Raw genomic sequence first — 17,282 nt, 5'->3', positions numbered from 1 at the left:
TTGCCGCCGCGTGCCGCGCCCCGGGGGCGTCAAGCCGCGGTCAGCCCGCGCACGCGCATTTACCGCGCAATGACCTCGACCTGCTGGTCCTTGCCGGCTTCCACCTGGAATTTCTGGTTGAAGACGCGCCCCTCGTGGCGGGCGATGGCGAGGTACTCGCCCTCCTGCAGCACCATGTCGGGGAAGGCCCCGATCGATTCCTTGATCACGTCGCCGCCCGGCGTCAGCACGGTCCAGGCGGCATTGCCGATGGGCTCGCCGCCAGCCGCGCCCCGGACGAGGCGCAGGCTCACCTGCGCCGCGCGATGGTGGATGGTGGCATCGGTGATCTGCCCGGCGCGCACGCGCAGGTCGGCGCGGATGGTGGCATTGGCGTCGCCATAGACCGAGACGACGTGATAGGTGCCCTCGGGAAGCGCGATAAGGTCGCCCGCTGGCGCCTGCCGCATGACGAGGCGCGGTTCGCCGCCCTCGAACAGGCCGCCGGCGAAGATGTCGAAGGACAAGCGCGCGTTGCGGATGTCACGCTCGCCGACCTTGCCGACGAGGCGCACGGCTCCAGCATTGAGGATGATCGTATCCCGCTGCGGCGTCTCGCCGACCGCAAGCCGGCGCGTCTGCGAAAAGGTGCCGAAGGCGACATGGACGATGTAGCCGCCGGGCCTGAGCGCGAAGACCGGCGCGGGGTCGCGCGATTCGGCGACGAGCGCGAAGGCGCCGCTCGGCTCGGGCTTGTCGGCGAAGACGCGCCAGTGGAGGCCGTCGCGGACATATTGCCCACCCTGCCGGAACCGCGCGTCGAAGGCGATGGCCGCCCGGTCGGAGAACTGCGGTGGCATGGTCGGGGTTGCCGGCATGCTCGGCATCAGCGCCGGATTGGTGCCGGTCTGCGGCGTGAAGGTCATGGCGCCGTCGGGCAGCGTGAAGAACGGCGTCGCCGCGCCGCCGGGCATCTGCCGCCGCCGGCGCTGCGGCTCGGTGGCGAGCGGCGCTGCGTCGGTGCCGGGGGTCTGCGGCGTGACGGAGCCCGGTCCGCCCGTGCTGAACTGCGCGGCAGCCTCGTCGCCGCCGGCGAGGCAGGCGAGGGCAAGCGCGAGGGCCGCAAGGGGCAGGCGGCGAGGGGTGATCGTCATGTCGTGACCCATGTCGCGGGCGATTATGGCCTTTTTGGTGCGGCAGAGGCTTGCAGGCAAGCGCCGATCGTGCCCCTTGGCGGAATGACGCGCCAATCCCAGGTGAGGGCGAGCCGCCGCCGGCCCCCGCCGCAACCACGCCCCAAGCGAGACCCACGATGAGTGCATCCCCCGTTCTGATCGACCATCTGACGACCCGCCGGTCCACGCCTTTCGCCCTGATGCAGGGGCCCGGTCCGGATGCCGCAGCGCTCGCGTCCATGCTGGCGGTCGCCGCGCGCGTGCCCGATCACGGCAAGCTCGCGCCCTGGCGCTTCGTCATCATCGATCGGCAGGCCGGCGAGAAACTCGGCGGTTTCCTGGCTGATCTCGTGAAGTCCGACGATGCGGCGGCTGATCCGAAGAAGGTCGAGATCGATGCCGCGCGCTTCACGCGCGCGCCGGTCTGCGTCGCCGTGGTCTCGCGCGCGGCCCCGCACGTGAAGATCCCGGAATGGGAGCAGGTTCTGTCGGCCGGCGCTGTCTGCCTCAACCTGCTCCATGCAGCGATCGCGCATGGTTTTGGCGGCAACTGGGTCACCGAATGGCCGGCCTATGACCGCCGGGTGCTGGACCGCCTCGGCCTCGACGCACACGAGAAGATCGCCGGCTTCGTCCATATCGGCACGCCCTCCGCCAGGGCCGAGGATCGCGTGCGCCCCGACATGACCGCCATCACCTCGCGTTTCGAAGGCTGAATCCGATGCATTACGACGTCACCGCCGCCAATCACGGCCTGCGCTACGATCCGTTCAAGGCCATCGTCTCGCCCCGGCCGATCGGCTGGATCACAGCGCTCGACGGACAGGGGCGGGTCAACTGCGCGCCCTATTCGTTCTTCAACGCCATTTCCGACAAGCCGCACATGGTCGCCTTTGCCGGCGGTGGCATGAAGGACGCCCGCGCCTTCGTCGAGGAGACGGGCGAGTTCACCTGCTCCTTCGTGTCGTGGGAACTACGCGACGCCATGAACGCGACATCCGCGCCACTGGCACGCGGCGAGAGCGAGCTGGACTTCGCGGGCCTCGAGGCCGCGCCCTCGCACTATGTGAAGGCGCCGCGCGTGAAGGCAGCCCCCGCCGCGCTCGAATGCAAATGGCTGCAGACGGTGCCGCTGACCTCGCTCGAAGGCGTGACCAACTATTTCCTGGTCATCGGCCAGGTCGTCGGCATGTACATCAACGACGACTTCATCGTCGACGGCATCGTCGATACGGGCCGGATGCACCCGATCATGCGCGGCGGCTACGATCAGTATTTCCAGGTCGGGTCGGAACAGATGTTCAAGATGACGCGGCCCGCCGGCGGCGGCAATTTCGACGAGAAGCGGAAGGCCTGACGCCGGTCAGCGCTTGCCCGCCCGCGCGAGCAAACGCTCGGCGCGGGTGAGGTGGGGGCGGTCGAACATCTCGCCGCCGATATTGACGACGCCCGCCGATGGATTTGCCGCGAAGGCCGCGATCACGGCCTCGGCCTCGGCGATGGCCTCCGGCGTCGGCGAGAACACGGCGTTGATGACCGGCACCTGCGCCGGATGGATCGCCATCTTGCCGGTGAAGCCGTCGCGCCGGGCCTCCTCGCATTCCCGCGTCAGGCCCTCCGTGTCGCGGAAGGCCGGGAACACGGTGTCGATGGGCTGGACCCCGGCGGCGACCGCGCCGAACAGGCAGAGCGAGCGGGCGATGCGGAACGGCTCGGTGTGGCGGCCGTCCGGCGCGCGATTGGTTTCCGCGCCGATATCGGCGGACAGGTCCTCGGCGCCCCATGTGAGGCCGGAGAGGCGCGGGCTCGCGCCCTCGTAGGTGCCGAGGCTGAACACGGCTCTGGCGGTCTCCGTGGCGACGACGACGATCTTGATGGTCTGGTCGTCGATACCCGCAATGGCCTCGCGCGCGGTCAGCTTGGCGTCGAGGTGGGAGACGTCGCGTCCGCCCTCGGCCTTCGGCAGCATGATCGCATCGGGCCTGACGCCGACGATCGCGTCGAGATCGGCGTCGGTGAGGCCGGTATCCAGCGCGTTGACGCGCACCATGAGCAGCGGCCGGTTCCTGGTCGGCACGTGCTGCGCGAGGAAGGCGCGCGCCATTGCGCGGGCCGCCGGCTTGTTGGCGGCGGCGACCGAATCCTCAAGATCGAGGATCAGCGCATCGGCCCCGCTCTCGAGACCCTTGCCGAGCTTCTTCTCCGAATCCGCCGGCACGAACAGCATGGAACGCATTGCGGTCACTCCGGCCGCTTCAGGACGAGCGACTGGCGCAGGCATTCGGCGACCAGCTTGTCGTTCTGGTTGAAGGCGCGGTGATGGAATTCCACGACGCCCATTGTCGGCCGCGACTTCGATTCGCGCTTGGCGACGACCGTGCTCTCGCAGTGGACCGTGTCGTTCTCGAACAGCGGATGGGGGAACTTCACGTCGGTCATGCCGAGATTGGCGAACAGCGTGCCGTTGGTGGTGTCCGGCACCGAGATGCCGATCAAGAGGCCGAGCGTGAACAGCGAGTTCATCAGCGGCTGGCCCCATTCGGAAGCCTCCGAGAACTGCCGGTCGATGTGCAGGGGCTGCGGGTTCATCGTCAGCGTGGAGAACAGCATGTTGTCCATCTGCGTGACCGAGCGGGTGATGCGGTGCTGGATCACCTGACCGACGGCGAAGTCGTCGAAGTAAATGCCGCCGCGCTGATGGCGGCGGACATCCGGGATCGCGGCGGTGTCGGCCATGGCCTGGCTCCCCTTAGGTCAGCTCGTTACGATTTCGTTTACCATAATGAAGCACCATTAAGTTCAGAGGGGCTTCCCCTCCGGACATAGCCGAGATGTTTCTCTTCCGCTCATCAGCCGAACCGCAGAGCAGACCCACCACGGCCGCCGAGGCCGGGGTCAGCCGCGTCGTTTCGGCGATTCAGACGGCGGCGCAGAAGACCGGCGCCGGCTTCGACTATCTCCTGCGCACCGCCCAGCGCGAATCGAGCCTCCAGCCGACCGCGCAGGCCCCGTCGTCCTCGGCGCGCGGCCTGTTCCAGTTCATCGACTCGACCTGGCTGACCATGATGCGCGAGGAGGGCCGCAATCTCGGCCTCTCGCGCTATGCCGAACAGATCGGACGCGACGGCTCGGGCCGCCCGACCGTCGCCGATCCGGCCGCGCGACAGCAGATTCTGGCCCTGCGCGACGATCCCGCCGTGTCAGCCCTGATGGCGGGCGCCTTCACCAATCGGAATGCCGCCGAGCTCCGCTCCGCGACCGGGCGCGACCCGACCGAGGGCGAGCTCTACATGGCGCATTTCCTCGGTTCGGGCGGCGCCTCGCGTCTGATCAACCTCAACCAGACCAACCCGCAGGCGACCGCCGCGCGCATGTTCCCGGACGCTGCCGGCGCGAATCGCCGCATCTTCTTCGATCAGGGCCGGCCGCGGACCATCGCCGAGGTCTACGGCGTCCTGTCGTCCGGGCGGACCTCGACGGTCGCCGCCACGGCGGGCGCCACCCAGACGGCGGGCGCCACCCAGACGGCGGCGGCTGCCGGCACGCCGGCGCTGGAAACGGAGGCGGCCTCGGCCGGCTGGTCCGCCGTGCCGCGGATCAATGCCGATCCGGGTCGGCCGTTCCACTCGATGTTCTCCGGCAATGGCGGGCCCATCAATGCCTTCGTCGCGGCGACCTGGACCGCGCTCGGGCGGGGCAATCAGGCCGGCGCGCCGCGCGTCAATCTGGCGACGGCGCTGACGCCGCCTTCGGCGGCTTCGGGCGGGGCGCAGGCCTCATCGGCCGCCAGTTCGGCGTCTCCCGGCCAGCAGGCCGTTGGCGGGCCGTTCTACCCGGTTCAGGTTCAGACTGTCCGGCGCGCGGGACCGCTCGACCTGTCGCAATATCTGCGGCCTGACGTGCGCGGCCGCTGACGCCCGCCGGCAATCCCCGACCCGTTAATTTTCGTGGTGAACGCTTTGTTAAGCGCGTCGCTCTAGCCTTCCCGCAGGCGGATTTTCCGCCACCTCCCGAGTAGCTCGCCTCAGGTTCCTGTTCCGATGATCGTGCGGCATTTCCTGCGCTGGATCCAAACCGCATCGGCGGGTGACCGGGCGGATGCGACCTCCGCTCTCGCCCGTGCCTACCTTTACTCGGACCTTTCGGTCGATGATCGCGCCGCTGCCGAATCGGCGATGGTCACGCTGCTGGACGACCCGTCGCCGCTGGTTCGCCGGGCTCTCGCGGATGCTTTCGCAACCGCCGAGGACGCGCCGCACAGCGTGCTGATCGGCCTCTTGCAGGATCAGCCGGAGATCGCCGGCCTCGTCGCGCGCCATTCGCCGCTGCTGCTCGATGCCGAGCTGGTCGATCTCGTCGGCTCCGGCGAACCGCTGGTGCAATATGCCATCGCCCAGCGCGACGATCTGCCGGCCCCGGTCTGCGCCGCCATCGCCGAAGTCGGCTGCCTTGAGGCCTGTCTCGCGCTGGTGGCGCTCGACGCCGACATTCCCGCCTTCTCCATCGACCGGATCGTCGAGCGCTTCGGCGACGACGGCGACATCCGCGAGGCGCTGTTCGCGCGCGAGGATCTCTCGCCCGGCGCGCGGCAGGCGCTGGTCGTCAAACTGTCGTCGGCGCTCTCCGCCTTTGTCACGGGGCGCGAATGGCTCGCCGCCGACCGGGCCGACCGCATCGTCCGCGAGGCGTCCGAGAAGGCGACCGTGGTGATTGCCGCCGGCTGTGGCGGGGAGGGGCTGATGCCGCTGGTGCGACATCTGCGGCTGTCGGGCCAGCTCACCACCGGCCTCGTGCTGCGCGCGCTGCTCTCGGGTCATGTCCGGCTGTTCGAGGAGGCGCTGGCGGAACTCTCCGGGCTCGGCATCCGCCGGGCCGCCGGCTTCGTCCACGACCGTCGCGGGGCGGGTTTCCGGGCCCTTTACGACAAGGCGGGTCTGCCGCTCTCGGCCTATCCGGCCTTTCGCGCGGCGCTTGATGCTTGGCACGACGACGGAGCCGGCACGTTCCGCGGCGGCGACGCGCAACTGCGCCGCCGCATGGTGGAGCGCGTGCTGACCGCCTATGCGCCCCTGGCGCCGACCGAACTCGACCAGCTCCTCGCCCTGCTGCGCCGCTTCGCCGCCGAGGCCGCGCGCGAGGAAGCCCGCGCCTTCACCCGCGACCTGATCGCGGGCAATGACGCGCTTGACGATGGGGATGTCGAGATTCCGCTGGTCGCTGCGGCCTGACGGCCGCGCCGTCGCGATGCGCCGATAGAGATGCCGCGCCTCAGGGCGCGATGGACGGCGCGCCGGTGATGGCGATCAGCTTCTGGCTCGTTGCGGCGCCAAGCTGGTCGGCCATGGCGACCGCAAGCGGATGGTCCTCGCCCTTGGCGCCCTCGCGCACGATGGCGCGCACCGCCTCGACATGCTGCAGCACGAGCCCGAGAGGCACCGCCTGATCGTCCTCGATGCCGTCGAGCAGCTGGCGCAGGCTGTCGGCGATGCGCGCGGCCAGCGGATATCCGAAGGTCGCGGCTTCGCCCTTGATGTCGTGGGCGGCGGTGTAGAGCGCGCTGCGCGTGTCGGCATTGAGCCCGGTCGCGGCGATGGCGTCGCGTGCCCTGGTCAGCCGCTCGACTTCCTTGGCCATCCACTCGTCGAATTCGCCGGCAAGGTCGGCCAGCGCCGCCTCGGCCCGCTCGATGGCCTCCATGTCGAAGCCGAATTCGTCGACCTTGATCTTCGCCTTGCGGCCATAGGATTTGAGGTTTCGGGTCGGCGTGATGACCTCATGGTCCTTGAATCCCTGGACCGAGGCCTCGTCGAGCGCTGGCTGCTTCGGCTTGGGCATGCTGGGTTCCGTCACACTGAGCTTTTGGTCTTGTCGAGAAGCGGCTGGACCTTGATCACGTCGGCCTTCTCGCCTTTTCGACGCTCGGGGCCGACATAGCTGGAACTGTGGTTCCGCCGACGGTCCGGACCGAAGAAGGTCTTGGTCCTGATAAACGGTCGCGGGTTAACGACGACGTTCAGAATGCGCTGATAAAGCGCCTTTGCCGATATGGGTTTGGCAAGGAACTCGGTGACCCCGGCATCGCGGGACTCCAGCACGCGCTTCTTCTCGGAATGGCCGGTCAGCATGATGATCGCGACATAGGGGTTCGCGTTGGCGCCGGGCTGGCGGATCATGCTGGTCAGCTCAAGCCCGTCGAAAATCGGCATCGACCAGTCGGTGATGACGATGTCCGGCATGTAATGGGTGAAGGCTTCGAGGCCGGCCGCGCCGTCCTCCGCCTCATAGACCTCGCGCGCGCCGAAACCATGCAGCAGCGTCCGCACGATGCGACGCATGTGTGCGTTGTCGTCAATGACGAGAAAGCGCAGCCGGTTGAAATCGATGCGGATCATCGACGCCAACTCTAGCGCGCGGCCATTAGCGAAGCGTTAAGCCTGTCGGCGACGTCCCGTCGCAACGGCGGCGTTACGCGCCGAACTGCTCCCGCAGGATTCGCTCGTCCAGCGAATGGCCGGGATCGTGGAGCAGGACCATCGACTTCGACGTGTCCATCTTGACGTCGACGCTGGCGACGTCGCGGACTTCGTGATGGTCGGCGGTGGCGCTGACCGGCCGCTTCGCCGATTCCAGAACCTCGATCCTGAGCGAGACCCGCTCGGGGAGCAGGGCGCCGCGCCAGCGCCGCGGCCGGAACGGCGAGATGGGCGTCAGGGCGAGCAGCGGCGCGTTCAGCGGCAGGATCGGCCCGCTGGCGGAGAGGTTGTAGGCGGTCGAGCCCGCCGGGGTCGCCACCAGAATGCCGTCCGCGACGAGTTCGTCCATGCGCGGCTGGTTGTCGACGAGGATCCGCAGCTTGGCGATCTGCGAGGTCTGCCGCAGCATCGACACCTCGTTGATGGCGAGGGCGTCGTGCCGCTCGCCGTGGATGTCGACCGTGGTCATGGCGAGCGGATGAATCACCGACTGCTCGGCGGTCCAGATGCGCTCGATCAGGGCTTCCTCGGCATATTCGTTCATCAGGAAGCCGACCGAGCCGCGATTCATGCCGTAGATCGGCTTGCCGGTGGAGATCGACTTGTGCAGCGTCTGCAGCATCAGGCCGTCGCCGCCGAGCGCGACGATCACCTCGGCCTCGTCGGTACCGACGGCGCCATAGCGCTCGGTCAGGCGCGTGAAAGCGTCCTGCGCCTCGGCGGCCGGCGAGGCGACGAAGGCGATCTTCTTCGGGTCGGGTTTGAAGTCCGGCATGGCAGGCCAGTCTGGCATGCGATCGTGAAGGATGCATGCGGGGAGGGACGACATGACGCCAGGAACAGCGCCGGACGATGTGGTTCTGATCTATACGACCGCCGGAACCCTTGTCGAGGCGGAGGCGATCGGGGCGCTGCTGGTGGAGGGCCGGCATGCCGCCTGCGTGAACATCCTGCCGCAGATGCGCTCCATCTACCGCTGGAACGGCGCGGTGGAGCGCTCCGACGAGGCGGTGATGATCGTCAAGACGACCCGCGCGAAGCTGGAGCCAGCGCGGATCGCGTTTCGCGCGGCCCATTCCTACGAGACGCCGGCCTTTCTCGTCATCGAGGTGCCGGAGGGCGATGCCGACTACCTCGCCTGGCTGCGCGGGCAGGTGGCCTGAGCGGCCTCAGCCACGCCCGACGAAGGGCATGTCGTTGGCCATCACCGTCATGGTCAGCACGTTGACGTCGAGCGGCAGGTTGGCGACATGGACCACCGCCTCGGCGACGTGCCTCACGTCCATGCGCGGCTCGACCTTCACCGAGAAGTCCGCCTGCAGCACGCCGTTGGTCATGCGCTCGGTCATCTCGGTGGCGGCATTGCCGACGTCGATCTGCGAGCAGACGATGCGGTCTGCCCGCCCGTCGAGCGAGATCGCCTTGGTGAGGCCCAGCACCGCGTGCTTGGTCGCCGTATAGGGGGCCGAATAGGGGCGGGGCGCATAGGCGGAGATCGAGCCGTTGTTGATAATGCGGCCGCCCTTCGGGTCCTGCTTGCGCATCATCCGCATCGCCTCGCGGGCGCAGAGGAAGGAGCCGGTGAGGTTCACGTCCACCACCTGCTTCCACTTCTCGATCGGCAGTTCGTCGAGCGGCACGGCCTGCGCGCCCATGCCGGCATTGTTGAACAGCACGTCGATGCGGCCGAACCGGTCCTTGACGGTCTTGAACAGGGCGGCGACCGAGGCTTCGTCCGAAACGTCGGTCGGCACGGCGACCACGGTGCCGCCGGCGGCCATGGTCACGGTCTTGTCGAGCTCGTCCTTGCGCCGGCCGGCGATAACCACTGCGTAGCCGGCCCTCGCGAGGGCAAGCGCCGAGGCCCGCCCGATTCCCGATCCCGCGCCGGTGACGACCGCGATCCGCTGCGACATGATTCCCTCCCGTCAGGCCGGATCGATAGTCCGGCTCGTTGGGCAGGAGACTGGCCGAAACCGCGCGCCCTGTCGACGGGCGCGCGGCAATGGAGCGATGCGAAACGTTTGAATCGGTGAAACCTCGCGAAGGGTGTCAGTCACCGAAGCGCACGCGCAGGCCGCCATAGACCGCCGCGCCCGGACCCTGATAGCCGTAGACCTCCTGGAAGCGCTGGCCGAACAGGTTCTCGCCGCGCAGGTAGATCGTGGCGTTGCGGGTGAGGTCGTGGGAGATCTGCGCGCCGACCAGCGTATAGGCGCCAAGCCGGACGTCGCTCGACCCCGCCGGGCCGAAGAACGTGTCGCGCATATTGCCGTTATGGGCGACCGTCAGCGTCACCTTGGTCTTGTCGTCAGGGAGGGTGGCGGTCGCCGAAAGGCTCGCCGCATGGCGCGGGCGGCGCAGCGCCTCCTTGGCGACATAGACGCCGCTGACCAGTTCGGCAGAGCGTGTGTCGGTGTAGGTGTAGGAGGCGACGACGCGCAGCCAGTCGGCCGGCCGCGCCGTGGCGGTGACCTCGACGCCCTGCCGCGTCGTCTGGAACGGCAGGTTGATCGCCGTGCCGCCCGACAGGACGATGGCGTCCTGGATGCTGGCCCGGAAGACGGTGACGTCCGTCACGAGCCGCCCGCCGAACCAGCGCTGTTCCACGCCGGCGTCCCAACCGATGGAGCTTTCCGGCCTGAGCGCCGGATTGCCGGTGAAATTGGCGAAGAAGCCGAACTGCTCGAAGAAGGTCGGATTGGTGACGCCCTTGCCGATCGAGGCATGGAGCCGCGTACCGGTCTCGAAGCTTTGCGCGGCGGTCAGACGCCAGGTCGTCGCGTTGCGGAACGACGAGTTCCAGTCGTGACGCAACGCGGCCGAGAGGGCGAATCCGGTTTGCAGGCTCAGGAGATACTCGCCGTAGAGGCCCTTGCGCTCGCGTGCGCGCCCCGTCGTGGCGTAGCTGTCGTTGGGCGAATAGCCGAAGAAGCCGTCGCTCTCGTAGTAATAGCGGAAGCGCTCGCGGACGGCCTCGACGCCGCCGACGATGGTGTGGCGGGCGCCCAGGAACGACGGCGTCTCGAACGTGTAGGCGGTGCGGTACTCTGCCCGCGTGCGCTCGGTCTTGGACCAGAAGGCCTCGGATTCGAGGAAACCGAAGCTGCTGAGATAGCTGCTGCGCGAATTGGTCGTCTGGTGCGACGCGTCGGCCGAGAAGCGGTGCGTCCAGGCGCCTTCCAGAAGCTTGAACGTCGCGACGATCCGGCCCTGCGCGTCGGTGGCGACGCCGCGACCCGTGCCGTTGGCAAGCAGCCCGGTCTGCGGATCTGGCGTGCAGAAAAAGCCGATGCAGGGCGGCCCGTAAGCGAACACGCCGGGATTGTAGAAGCCGGTGCGGCTGACGAGGCGCCCGACAGCCTCGACATTGAACCATTCGGAGAGGTCCGCGCCGATCTTGGCGGTGAAGGCGCCCATGTCCGAACCGTTCGGGCGCGTCGTGCCGGGCGCGACGACGAAGCCGCCGGAGCGAAGGCCGGAGATCGACAGAGCGCCGTAGAACGGCCCCTGCGCGCCGCGCACCGTCGCCGAGCCCTGCATCGTACCGAACGAGCCGCCCTCGATGCGGGCGGTCACTTCCGGCCGCGTCAGGCCGCGACCGGATTTGGTGGTGATGAGGATGACGCCGGCCTGCGCGTTCGGCCCCCAGATGCCGGATTGCGGTCCGCGCACGACCTCGATGCGCTCGATGGCGTCGACCGGAATGTTGGCGAGGTCGGCATCGCCGGAGTTGACGTCGTTGATCGGAATGCCATCGACGACGATCAGCGTCTGGTTCGCCTCCGCGCCACGCAGGCGCAACTGGGTCAGGCCGCCGCGGCCGCCCGACTGGTTGACGGCGACGCCGGGAACAAGGCGCAGCACGTCGGGAACCGAGGTCGCGCCCTGATCGCGGATCTGCTCTTCGGTGACGACCGTCACCGCCGAGCCGACGCGCAGCGCCTCCACCGGCACGGTGCTGGCGCCGTGCACGACGATCTCGGGCAATTGCGTCGGCGGCTGCTGGGCGAGGGCGGTTACCGGCAGCAGCGCGGCCGACAGCCCGAGGGCGGCGAGGCGGGCCGAGGCCGGCAGGGGTGGGAAAGGTGCGCGCTGGCGCGACATGGCTTGTCTCCGCGTGAGATCACGATGGGATCGCGGAGAGGTTTGCCTCTGTGTGGAGCCGCCCGGCCCTCCGCGACATGCGTGTCACGGATGAAGCGGCGAGCCGCTCCCGGGCGCGCCTCCCGCACGCTCGGACAGTGACGTCGCGCCGGCCGGTCTCCTGGCTCGCGGGTCGTCGCCGGACTTCCGCCTTCCCGGGGATATCCCAGTGGCATTTGGAGCCGGCTCGCCGCTTACAGTTGCGGGGGCAGCCGCGGATTTGCGGGCCGGCCGGAGCCGCCCCGCACACCGCATTCCCGTGGCCGCCCGATGAGGCGGCCGCCGATGCGAACGGTCATGTGATGCGTCGCCGCGCTGCGGCTGTCAATTCAGCCGACGGCGGAGCCCTGCCTCAGATCGACGGCGTCCACTGCGCCGGCACGAGCTGGTAGCCGTTGCCGTCCTTGGCGACATAGCCGTTGGCGGGGAAGGGCGCGTGGTAGAAGTGGACGCGCGTCTTCTCGGTCGCGGCCATGTCGAGCAGGCGCCGGCGCACCGCGCGCGCCGCATCCGCATCCTGATCGAACACCGCCGACCAGTCGGGATTGCGCACGAACAGCGCGGGGTGGTTGGTCGTGTCGGCCATGTAGATCATCTTGCCCGTACCGGAGGCGATGCCGAAGCAGGTATGGCCCGGCGAATGGCCATGGGCGGCGATGGACGTGATGCCCGGCGCGACTTCGCCGCCCGGCTCGAACCGCTTCACGTCGTTGGCCATGGGGCCGAAGACACGGCGAACGTTCTGGAAGCCGCCGCGCATGCCCTCGGGCGCCTGGTTCATGCGCTCGTCCGACATCCAGAAGGCCCATTCCGGAGCCGGCACCTGGATCTCGGCGTTGGGGAAAACCGCCGTGCCGTCGCGCAGGCGCAGGCCGTTGATGTGGTCGCCATGGAAATGGCTGATGAGGATCGTGTTGACGCGCGCCGGGTCGAAGCCCGCGGCGCGGAAATTGGCCATCCAGGTGCCGGAGGTCGGCGCGCCGTTATTGCCGTTGCCGGCATCGATCATGACCAGTCGCCCGCCGGTCTCCACCACCAGCGTGTTGAACGGGATCGGTAGGGCATTGGTCGGCAGGAAGGCGGCCGTCAGCGCGGCCTGCACCGCCGGCAGTTCGGCATTGCGGACGAAGCCTTCGACCGGGCGGGCGAAGAAGCCGTCATTGATGGCGGTGACGGTGATGTCGCCGACCTTGTACTTGTAGAAGCCGGGGGCCTGCGCCGCGGCGGCTGGAGCCTGCGCCTGCGCGCGCGTGACGAGCGTATCCGTGGCGATGGCGGGGGCGGCGAGCGCGGCCGCGCCGGCAGCCATCGCATGGCGGCGATTGATCGTGGTCATCGATGAGGTTCTCCCAGCAGTCTGCGTCCCGGCGGCGGAACAGGCGCCGACAGACTGCGATGGAGATTGCCCGATGTCGCGGGGCGTCCAGTGCGGTCACGGGGTTGTGACCACGAAAAGACACCGTTTGTCGCGGTGGAGGCTGGTGCCGGCGGAGAGGATCGAACTCCCGACCTTCGGTTTACAAAACCGCTGCACTACCGCTGTGCTACGCCGGCCCAGCGCCCTCGCTATCAACCTGTCGCGCGCAAGGCAAGCGACCGGCGTCCGAAACGAAACAGGCGCCGGGATCGCTCCCGGCGCCTGCCCTGCCTCCACGAGAGGAGGTTACTTGTTGCCGTCGTAGGTGAAGATATCGCGGTCCTTGGTCTCCGGCAGGAAGAACAGGCCGACCACGAAGGTCATCATCGCGAAGATGATCGGGTACCACAGGCCGTAGTAGATATCGCCCGTGGCGGCCACCATCGCGAAGGAGGTCGCCGGCAGAAGCCCGCCGAACCAGCCGTTGCCGATGTGATAGGGCAGCGACATGGCCGTGTAGCGGATGCGGGTCGGGAACAGTTCGACCAGCAGGGCCGCGATCGGGCCGTACACCATCGTCACGTAGATGACGAGGATGAACAGGATGCCGATGATCCACAGGGCGCGGCCGTCTCCGAGCGCGGAGAAGAAGCCGTTGACCTTGATGATCTCGGCATTGCCGGCAGCCGGATAGCCGGCGGCCTGCGTCGCCCGGCCGAGAGCCGCGGCGAACTGCGCGTCGATCGGAACCGCCGTGCCATTGACCGTGACGGTCGCCGGCGAGCCGGCGGGGCCGTTGACGAAGTCATACTTGATGGCGGCGTTGGCGAGCGCCACGCGGGACACGTCGCAGGGCGCCGTGAACACGCGGGTGCCGACCGGGTTGAACACGTTGCCGCAACCGGCCGGATCGGCGGTCAGCACCACCTTCACCTGTTCGTGCGCGCGGGCGAGGGCCGGGTTGGCGGCCTTGGTCATCGCGGTGAACAGCGGGAAGTAGGTGACGGCCGCGATCAGGCAGCCCGCCAGGATGATCGGCTTGCGGCCGATACGGTCCGACAGGGCACCGAACACGATGAAGAAGCCGGTGCCGAGAACCAGCGACCAGGCGATCAGCACGTTGGCGGTGAACAGGTCGACGCGCAGGATGCTCTGGAGGAAGAACAGCGCGTAGAACTGGCCCGTGTACCAGACCACGGCCTGGCCGGCGGTGCCGCCGATAAGGGCGAGCAGCGCGATCTTGGCGTTCTTCCACTGACCGAAAGCTTCCGACAGCGGCGCCTTCGAGTGGGTGCCCTCTTCCTTCATCTTCTTGAAGGCCGGGCTCTCGTTCATCTGGAGACGGATCCAGACCGAGATCGCCAGCAGGAAGATCGAGAGAAGGAACGGAACGCGCCAGCCCCAGGCCGCGAACTGCGCCTCACCCATCCAGAGGCGAAGGGTCAGAATCACGATCAGGGAGAGCAGGAGGCCGACCGTCGCCGTCGTCTGGATGAACGAGGTGTAGTAGCCGCGCTGTCCCGGAGGAGCGTGTTCGGCGACATAAACAGCCGCGCCGCCATACTCGCCGCCGAGCGCCAGGCCCTGGGCCATGCGCAGCGCGATGAGGATGACCGGAGCGAGCCAGCCGATCGTGGCGTAGGAGGGCAGCAGGCCGACCAGGAAGGTCGAGGCGCCCATGATCACGATGGTCACGAGGAAGGTGTATTTGCGGCCGACGAGGTCACCGAGGCGGCCGAAGACGAGAGCGCCGAACGGGCGCACGAGGAAGCCGGCGGCGAAGGCCAGCAGCGCGAAGATGGCACGGGTATTGGCGTCGAAGGGCGCGAAGAACTGCGCGCCGATCATCACGGCGAGCGAGCCGTAGAGATAGAAGTCGTACCATTCGAAGACGGTGCCGAGCGAGGAGGCAAGAATGACCTTCCGCTCCTCCTTGGTCATCGGGCGGGGGGTGGTCCCCGCACCCGAGGCGGTGCTCATGGACATGGCGGTTTCCTTCCTGCTGTCCTGGTGACGGACCCGGCTGTCGTCGTCTCGACGATCCGGTCCTTGTTCTTGTTGGCGTAAGGTCGAGCGCCCTCGCGATGGATCCTCGGTAGGCCGAGGTCCGCGCGCGTGTCCCTTGGCAAATCGTAGATAAGACTTTCGTAGAAACGCGCGGACTTCTTTCGCAGCTGCTCACTCTACCCGTCATTGCCGCGCCTTTCGCCGCGCAGGTCCAGTCCAGTTCTGGATTGTTGCATCTGCGAACAGACGTCGGGCCGCGTGACCATACCGAAAGTCTAAGAGACGAAAGTATAAGTCTGACGGCCGTCGCATCTTTGGGTGCGCAACACCATGGACGCCCAGTCCGGTCGATGGGGGACGGGGTTTCCACGCTGAGTCGTGCCGGGGATCAGGCGTCGGCGGCCTGTCGATTCATCATGCGGTAAGGCATTCACGGCGGGAGCTATCCGGCGCTCGTGGCCTGCGCTAGGCTGTTCCCGGGTGTGGCGCCCTCGCAGGGAAGGATCGGCCGTCATGGGATGGTCCCTTGGTCGCGCGGCTCTGGCCGCCATCGTCGTCACGCCGATCATGTCCACGGCGTCGCTGGCGCAGTACCGGCGCATCGAGATCGCCGATGACCGCACGCCGGGCGGCTACGAGGTCCGGCATCATCACCATTGCAGCGGCTGCGGCTTCGTGGTCGAGCGCCGCGCGGGCGAGTGGCGCTATGTCGTGCCGCAGGCGCCCCGGGTGGATTACGGGATGGCGCTGCCGATCTATCAGCCGCCGATCCATGCCCATCCCCGCCAGGTGGTGCCGGTCTATCCGATCTTCCCCCGCTCGGGCGCCTATCCCGTGATGGGGGCTCCCGGCCGCTCGCCGATGATGGAGCGCCGGCCCTATTATCCCAGCGGCTCCGAGGCGCGGGTAATCACGCTGAACGACCCGCCGGTCCGGTCGAATCGCCGCCGTCGCTGATCAGCGGCGCAGGCCGAGCCGCGTCGTGACCGCGTAGAGCGCCAGCGCCGCGGCGTTCGACACGTTGAGACTCTTGATCGCTCCGGGCATGTCGATACGCGCCAGCGCGTCGCAGGTTTCGCGCGTCAGCTGCCGGAGGCCCTTGCCCTCCGCCCCGAGGACCAGCGCGACCGGCTCGCGCAGCTTCACCGCGTCGAGATCGGCCTCGCCCTCGCTGTCGAGGCCGATGATCTGAAAGCCGCGATCCTTCAGTTCGTTCATCGCGCGCGAGAGATTCTGCACCGTCACGAAGGGCACGTGCTCCAGCCCGCCCGAGGCGCTCTTGGCGAGGACGCCTGTGGCTTCCGGCGAATGGCGGTTGGTGGTGACGATGGCCTTGACGCCGAAGGCCGCCGCCGAGCGCACGATGGCGCCGACATTGTGCGGGTCGGTGATCTGGTCGAGCAGCAGCAGCACGCCTTCGGCCGGCATGTCCTCGATATCAGGTGCGTCCAGGGGATCGGCTTCTGCGAACAGGCCCTGATGCAATGCGTCGGGCGTCGCGGCGAGGCGCCTGTCGATCTCGCGCACCGGCACGATCTCGGCGGAATGGGCGATGCCTTCCTCGTCGAGGCGCTTGGCGGCGTTCTCGGTGGCGAGCAGGGTACGGATTCGCCGGCCGCCATTGCGCAGCGCCTCCGACACGGTGTGCCAGCCGTAGAGCAGGACCGTGCCGCTCTCGTAGTCGGGCGCGGGCTCGCGCAGCACACGGCCGCCACGGCCCTTGAACGGCTTTCCCGGCCGGGAGAAGGGGCGGAACGGCTTTCCGGGACCTTTGGTCGGCTGCTTGCTCATGGGCTCTCCATCCCACGGCCCGCCCGGCTTCGCAATGCCGGTAGGTGAATGCGAAGCTTTGCCGGTTGACAGGGCAGGGGGCCGTCCCTATCAAGCGCACCTCGCCCCGCGGCCTTGGTCCAACGGGTCTGGGACGGGGGAATGTCCCGAGCGGCAAAGGGGGCGGACTGTAAATCCGCTGGCTACGCCTTCGCAGGTTCGAGTCCTGCTTCCCCCACCATCCCCTTGCAATCAGCTGATACTTACGGATTTTCCAGCCCCGACCGCAGGTCGCGCCGGACGGCGCGGGTCATGAGGCGCGGAATCGCGCGTTCTCGATGGTCGCGCTGCCTGCCGGTCCGCGAAGCCTCTCGC

17 protein-coding genes, 2 tRNA genes and 1 riboswitch are annotated in these 17,282 nt (G+C 68.2%); of the genes, 7 read left to right on the top strand and 12 right to left on the bottom strand.

Annotation, left to right across the window (positions count from 1 at the left end; all coding sequences use genetic code 11):
• Positions 1 to 59: 59 nt before the first annotated feature.
• A complete protein-coding gene (locus JNK84_RS04185; RefSeq protein WP_293420879.1) occupies positions 60 to 1,133 on the bottom strand; it encodes a hypothetical protein in 1,074 nt (357 codons plus the stop codon).
• Between the two features lie 158 nt (positions 1,134 to 1,291).
• Between JNK84_RS04185 and JNK84_RS04180 the strand changes: the two genes are divergently transcribed.
• Together JNK84_RS04180 and JNK84_RS04175 are read left to right on the top strand one after the other, a co-directional pair.
• Positions 1,292 to 1,870 (top strand): nitroreductase family protein, encoded by a 579-nt coding sequence (locus tag JNK84_RS04180; protein ID WP_293420877.1) that lies wholly within the window; start codon positions 1,292 to 1,294, stop codon positions 1,868 to 1,870.
• A 5-nt stretch (positions 1,871 to 1,875) separates the two neighbouring features.
• Positions 1,876 to 2,511, top strand: coding sequence for a flavin reductase family protein (locus tag JNK84_RS04175; RefSeq protein WP_293420875.1), 636 nt, complete (start codon positions 1,876 to 1,878; stop codon positions 2,509 to 2,511).
• A gap of 6 nt (positions 2,512 to 2,517) precedes the next feature.
• Here JNK84_RS04175 and JNK84_RS04170 read toward each other — a convergent pair whose 3' ends face one another.
• Entirely contained in the window at positions 2,518 to 3,390 is an 873-nt protein-coding gene (locus JNK84_RS04170; RefSeq protein ID WP_293420873.1) for an HpcH/HpaI aldolase/citrate lyase family protein, read from the bottom strand.
• A 5-nt stretch (positions 3,391 to 3,395) separates the two neighbouring features.
• Positions 3,396 to 3,890 (bottom strand): MaoC family dehydratase, encoded by a 495-nt coding sequence (locus JNK84_RS04165; RefSeq protein ID WP_293420871.1) that lies wholly within the window; start codon positions 3,888 to 3,890, stop codon positions 3,396 to 3,398.
• A 95-nt stretch (positions 3,891 to 3,985) separates the two neighbouring features.
• Here JNK84_RS04165 and JNK84_RS04160 point away from each other — a divergent pair, with 95 nt between their 5' ends.
• Both JNK84_RS04160 and JNK84_RS04155 read left to right on the top strand, forming a co-directional pair.
• The gene (locus JNK84_RS04160) at positions 3,986 to 5,068 is read left to right on the top strand and encodes a transglycosylase SLT domain-containing protein (protein WP_293420869.1); all 1,083 of its coding nucleotides are present in this window, start codon (positions 3,986 to 3,988) and stop codon (positions 5,066 to 5,068) included.
• A 126-nt stretch (positions 5,069 to 5,194) separates the two neighbouring features.
• Complete coding sequence (locus tag JNK84_RS04155; protein WP_293420867.1) at positions 5,195 to 6,382, top strand: DUF2336 domain-containing protein; 1,188 nt, start codon at positions 5,195 to 5,197, stop codon at positions 6,380 to 6,382.
• Positions 6,383 to 6,422: 40 nt separating this feature from the next.
• Here the strand turns inward: JNK84_RS04155 and JNK84_RS04150 are convergent, their stop codons facing one another.
• The 3 genes from JNK84_RS04150 to JNK84_RS04140 all read right to left on the bottom strand — a co-directional run bounded on the left by JNK84_RS04150 (position 6,423) and on the right by JNK84_RS04140 (position 8,402).
• A complete protein-coding gene (locus JNK84_RS04150; RefSeq protein ID WP_293420865.1) occupies positions 6,423 to 6,989 on the bottom strand; it encodes an Hpt domain-containing protein in 567 nt (188 codons plus the stop codon).
• A gap of 11 nt (positions 6,990 to 7,000) precedes the next feature.
• Positions 7,001 to 7,546, bottom strand: a complete 546-nt coding sequence (locus JNK84_RS04145; protein ID WP_293420863.1) for a response regulator — start codon at positions 7,544 to 7,546, stop codon at positions 7,001 to 7,003.
• Positions 7,547 to 7,619: 73 nt separating this feature from the next.
• The gene (locus tag JNK84_RS04140) at positions 7,620 to 8,402 is read right to left on the bottom strand and encodes an NAD kinase (protein WP_293420861.1); all 783 of its coding nucleotides are present in this window, start codon (positions 8,400 to 8,402) and stop codon (positions 7,620 to 7,622) included.
• A gap of 52 nt (positions 8,403 to 8,454) precedes the next feature.
• Between JNK84_RS04140 and cutA the strand changes: the two genes are divergently transcribed.
• Complete coding sequence (gene cutA / locus JNK84_RS04135; protein ID WP_293420859.1) at positions 8,455 to 8,790, top strand: divalent-cation tolerance protein CutA; 336 nt, start codon at positions 8,455 to 8,457, stop codon at positions 8,788 to 8,790.
• Positions 8,791 to 8,796: 6 nt separating this feature from the next.
• Here cutA and JNK84_RS04130 read toward each other — a convergent pair whose 3' ends face one another.
• The 5 genes from JNK84_RS04130 to JNK84_RS04110 all read right to left on the bottom strand — a co-directional run bounded on the left by JNK84_RS04130 (position 8,797) and on the right by JNK84_RS04110 (position 15,116).
• Positions 8,797 to 9,543 (bottom strand): SDR family oxidoreductase, encoded by a 747-nt coding sequence (locus tag JNK84_RS04130; RefSeq protein ID WP_293420857.1) that lies wholly within the window; start codon positions 9,541 to 9,543, stop codon positions 8,797 to 8,799.
• 136 nt (positions 9,544 to 9,679) lie between these two features.
• Positions 9,680 to 11,734, bottom strand: coding sequence for a TonB-dependent receptor plug domain-containing protein (locus tag JNK84_RS04125; protein WP_293420855.1), 2,055 nt, complete (start codon positions 11,732 to 11,734; stop codon positions 9,680 to 9,682).
• A 133-nt stretch (positions 11,735 to 11,867) separates the two neighbouring features.
• Positions 11,868 to 12,075: riboswitch (cobalamin riboswitch) on the bottom strand.
• 50 nt (positions 12,076 to 12,125) lie between these two features.
• Positions 12,126 to 13,109, bottom strand: coding sequence for an MBL fold metallo-hydrolase (locus tag JNK84_RS04120; RefSeq protein ID WP_293420853.1), 984 nt, complete (start codon positions 13,107 to 13,109; stop codon positions 12,126 to 12,128).
• A gap of 143 nt (positions 13,110 to 13,252) precedes the next feature.
• Positions 13,253 to 13,327 (bottom strand) — tRNA-Thr (locus tag JNK84_RS04115).
• Between the two features lie 109 nt (positions 13,328 to 13,436).
• A complete protein-coding gene (locus JNK84_RS04110) occupies positions 13,437 to 15,116 on the bottom strand; it encodes an MFS transporter (protein WP_293420851.1) in 1,680 nt (559 codons plus the stop codon).
• Positions 15,117 to 15,650: 534 nt separating this feature from the next.
• Between JNK84_RS04110 and JNK84_RS04105 the strand changes: the two genes are divergently transcribed.
• Positions 15,651 to 16,094, top strand: coding sequence for a hypothetical protein (locus JNK84_RS04105; protein ID WP_293420849.1), 444 nt, complete (start codon positions 15,651 to 15,653; stop codon positions 16,092 to 16,094).
• On the opposite strand, the gene rlmB is transcribed toward JNK84_RS04105, so the two are convergent.
• Positions 16,095 to 16,928 carry a 23S rRNA (guanosine(2251)-2'-O)-methyltransferase RlmB gene (gene rlmB, locus JNK84_RS04100; protein WP_293420847.1) on the bottom strand — a complete coding sequence of 278 codons (834 nt, stop codon included), beginning with the start codon at positions 16,926 to 16,928 and terminating at the stop codon, positions 16,095 to 16,097.
• 135 nt (positions 16,929 to 17,063) lie between these two features.
• Here rlmB and JNK84_RS04095 point away from each other — a divergent pair.
• A tRNA-Tyr gene (locus JNK84_RS04095) sits at positions 17,064 to 17,148 on the top strand.
• Positions 17,149 to 17,282: the final 134 nt, after the last annotated feature.

Source organism: Phreatobacter sp. (assembly GCF_016793595.1).
In the GTDB taxonomy this organism is placed as follows: Bacteria; Pseudomonadota; Alphaproteobacteria; order Rhizobiales; family Phreatobacteraceae; genus Phreatobacter.
The sequence above is the reverse complement of the archived record's forward strand: the minus strand, read 5'-3'. Positions and strand labels throughout refer to the sequence as shown.